The organism is Acidovorax sp. PRC11, assembly GCF_031844105.1.
Taxonomy (GTDB): Bacteria; Pseudomonadota; Gammaproteobacteria; order Burkholderiales; family Burkholderiaceae_C; genus Paracidovorax.
The window spans coordinates 1-3,010 of record NZ_JAUZUQ010000050.1; the positions used below are offsets into that span (position 1 = coordinate 1).

General features: G+C 66.8%; 2 protein-coding genes. One reads left to right on the forward strand and one right to left on the reverse strand.

Annotated features, from left to right (window positions below):
* On the reverse strand, window positions 1-1,338 hold a 1,338-nt coding region (locus Q9R47_RS24160; RefSeq protein WP_311235638.1), incomplete at its 3' end, for a flagellin hook IN motif-containing protein.
* A gap of 334 nt (window positions 1,339-1,672) precedes the next feature.
* On the opposite strand from Q9R47_RS24160, the gene Q9R47_RS24165 reads away from it, so the two are divergent.
* Window positions 1,673-3,010, forward strand: a 1,338-nt coding sequence (locus Q9R47_RS24165; protein WP_311235639.1) for a flagellin hook IN motif-containing protein, incomplete at its 3' end; no start/stop codon positions are given.

Sequence of the window (3,010 nt, forward strand, 5' to 3'; positions counted from 1 at the left end):
GGCGGACATGTTCTCGGACGTGCTCTGCAGGTTGTTCACCGTCGTTTCGAACCGGGACTGGAGCGCACCGAAGCTCGCGCGCTGGCCGTTCACGGCGGAGAGCGCGGCATCGATGATCTTCAGGGCCTTGGTCGAACCGTCCACCGTGGACACGTCGATGTCGCTCACCTTGGTCAGCGTGGAGGCCGTGGCCGCCGTGCTCGTCATGGTGCCGCCCGTGCCGTTCACGGTGTAGCCCTTGTCGGACTTGTATTCCACCGTGCCGCGCGAGGCGACGGTCACGCCGGTGCCGGCCGCCGTGGCAGCCGTGAACGTCAGCGTGCCCGAAGACTGCGTGGTGACGGCATCCTGCGAGGCCAGCGTGATGCCGGCGGCGCTGCTGGCGCCGTTGGCGACGTTGATGTCATTGCCCGACTCGTTGGTCAGGATCAGGCCGGTGGAATCGCTGTTGAGCTTGGCGGTGACGCCGGTCTGCGAGGACACGTCGTTCAGGGCCTTCACGGCTTCGGCCAGGCCGGCGGCCGTGCTGGTGGCCGAGACGTTGAACGTCACGTTGGCCGCGGTGCTGTTGTCGCCCTTGACCGCCAGGGTGAAGGAGCCGGTGCCGGAGAACTTCATTTCCGACACGTTGCGGGCCGCGGCCGTCACGCCGGTGGAATCGGCCACCGCGTTCACCGCGGAGGCGATGTCGGAGGCCGTGCCGGCAGCCGCCACGTTGACGGTCTTGGTCTGCAGGCCGGCGATCACCACCGTGCCGGCGGCGGCACCTGCCGAGCCGGCCGAGGCGCCGGTGGTGGCCGCGCCGGTGGCGGAGGCCGTCAGCTGGGCACCGTAGTTGTTGGTGCGGAAGTTGCCGGTGGTGGCGGTGATGGTCTGGTTGGCGTTGGCGCCGACCTGGAAGGTGGCCGAGCCGAAGGAGCCGTCCAGCAGCTTCTGGCCGTTGAATTCGGTGTTGCCGGCGATGCGGTCCATTTCCGACAGCAGTTGGCCGACTTCGGCCTGGATGGCCTTGCGGTCGCCGGAGGAGTTGGTGGCGTTGGCCGACTGCACGGCCAGTTCACGCACGCGCTGCAGGATGTCGCCGGTGGACTTCAGGGCGCCTTCCGCCGTCTGCGCCAGCGAAATGCCGTCGTTGGCGTTGCGCACCGCCTGGTTCAGGCCGCGGATCTGCGAGGTGAAGCGCTCGGAGATCGCCAGGCCGGCGGCGTCGTCCTTGGCGCTGTTGATGCGCAGGCCGGAGGACAGGCGCTGGATGGAGGTGTTGAGGGACGACTGGCTGAGGCTCAGGTTGCGCTGGGCGGTGAGCGAGCTGACGTTGGTGTTGATGGTGGAAGCCATTGCAAATCTCCTGAAAAGAACTGACTGGATATGGCGTTGCCGCCAACTGGGCCCAGAACGCCTGGCCACAGGGTTCACAGGGCCTTGCGGGCCATCTGTTGAACGGCGGGCCGGATCGCGTGCTGCTCATACGTCCCGTTGGAGATGTTTTCGGGTGTCCGGCGGAAAACTTTAGGCACGAACACACGGATTGAGCGGTTTTTGTGTGTCTTATCCCCCCAATGGCCTGGGGCGGGCTCCCCAACAATCCTTCCATCGTTCCCACAAAGTCCGCCGGAGGGGTAGCGCTTGAGCCGGCAGTAATGTTTGTTTCCAGCCTCGCAGGAGTTCCGCCATGGCGTCCACCATCAACACCAACATCAGCTCGCTCACTGCCCAGCGCAACCTGAGCCTGAGCCAGTCGTCGCTCAACACCTCGATCCAGCGCCTGTCGTCGGGCCTGCGCATCAACAGCGCCAAGGACGATGCCGCCGGCCTGGCGATCTCCGAGCGCTTCACCTCGCAGATCCGCGGGATGAACCAGGCGGCGCGCAATGCCAACGACGGCATTTCGCTGTCCCAGGTGGCGGAAAGTGCCCTGGCCGGCGCGGGAAACATCCTGCAGCGGGTGCGCGAGTTGTCGGTGCAATCGGCCAACGCCACCAACTCGGCCGGTGACCGCAAGGCCATCCAGGCCGAAGTCGGCCAGCTCCTGTCCGAGCTCGACCGCATCGCCGGCGCTACGGAATTCAACGGCCAGAAGCTGCTGGACGGCTCTTTCGGCTCGGCCACCTTCCAGGTGGGCGCCAATGCCAACCAGACCATCACCGCCACGACGGGCAATTTCCGCACCAACAACTATGGCGCCCAGCTGACGGCCTCGGCCACCGGCGCGGCCACCACCGGCGCCTCGGCCGGCTCGGCAGGTGCCGCCGCCGGCACCGTGGTGATCGCCGGCCTGCAGACCAAGACCGTGAACGTGGCGGCTGCCAGCACGGCGGCCGACATCGCCTCCGCCGTGAATGCGGTGGCCGATTCCACCGGCGTGACGGCTTCGGCCCGCAACGTCTCGGAACTGAAATTCTCCGGCACCGGCGCCTACTCCCTGGCGGTCAAGGGCGAGAACAGCACCGCGGCCAACGTGACTTTCAACGTTTCGGCCAATGCCTCGGCGGCCGGCCTGGCCGAAGCCGTGAAGGCTTTCAACGACGTGTCGTCGCAGACCGGCGTCACCGCCAAGCTCAACAGCGACAATACCGGCCTGATCCTGACCAACGAATCGGGCAATGACATCAATGTCGCCAACGGCGCCAGCAGCGCCGCGGGCATCACGCTGGCCTCGCAGGACGCCGTCGCCACCCAGACCTCGGGCAGTCTGACGTTCACGGCCGCCACCACGGCCGGTACCGGCGTGACCGTGGCCTCGCGCGGCACGCTGGAATACAACTCCGACAAGGGCTACACCGTGGCTGGCACGGGCGGCACCATGACGAACGCTGCGGCCACCGCCTCCACGCTGACCAAGGTGAGCGACATCGACGTGTCCACGGTGGACGGTTCGACCCGGGCCCTGAAGATCATCGATTCCGCACTGGCAGCCGTGAACGGCCAGCGCGCCAGCTTCGGCGCACTCCAGTCACGGTTCGAAACCGCCATCGCCAACCTGAACACCTCGTCCGAGAACATGTCCGCG